Below are 771 nucleotides of genomic sequence, written 5' to 3' on the forward strand. Positions count from 1 at the left end.
CTCGTTGACCAGGATCCGGCCTTCGTGGCGCCGGCCTTCCTCGCGCCGGCCTTCCTCGCGCCTGCCTTCGTTGCCCTTGCCCTGTGCTTCGTTGTTGTTGCTGTTGTTGTTGCTCTTGCCCTGTCCGGAGTCGCCGGGTGCCGCGGGGGCGGCGGCCGGGGCCGACTGGGGTGCCTGGGCGGGGGCCGCCGAGGCGTAGGTGATGCCGGTCACGGCGAGCGCCGCGGCGGCCGAGACACCTGCGGTCACCATGGTGGAACGAGCGAGCTTCATGTCGCTTCTCCTGTCTGGATATCTCGGAGATGTCGGCTCGCCAGCCGACTGCGACCAAAACTACTCACAGCTGTCATATCAGTCATATCGGAAGATGAGCGCCAGAGAGCCGATCGGGGTATATACGGCCCCGCCTCCCCTTCGACCAGGAGATGAAGTGGCCGGGAAAAAAGGCCTATTGAATGTCGGTTAGTCCTTCCGGATGATCTGCTGACGCCCCTTCACCCCTTGCCGACCGTGTGTCGCTGCGAAATCCATGAATTGATCCGTGTTAAAGGATCGGCTGTGCCAAAGGCGCCAAAGGCGCCGGAGGTGCCGGAGGCGGGCCGCAGGAGACTGCGGGGTGGCGGTGTGTCAGCCGTCCCCGCCGGGGGTGCGGCGGTGAGTCTGTGCAGTGATGCGGGTCCTGGCCCGGGCACGCACGCCGACGACCACCGTGGCGGAGAAGTCGGCCATGGCCTCAAGAATCCCCGCAAGGCGGTGGCGGACCGCCCGTGC

The 771-nt window shown here is 66.3% G+C and carries 1 pseudogene; it reads right to left on the reverse strand.

The window, feature by feature from the left end:
* A pseudogene (locus tag LE548_RS44965) lies at nucleotides 1-273 on the reverse strand (hypothetical protein); the annotation flags it as partial.
* Nucleotides 274-771: the final 498 nt, after the last annotated feature.

This window comes from Streptomyces sp. CoH27 (assembly GCF_020181035.1).
Taxonomy (GTDB): domain Bacteria; phylum Actinomycetota; class Actinomycetes; order Streptomycetales; family Streptomycetaceae; genus Streptomyces; species Streptomyces camelliae.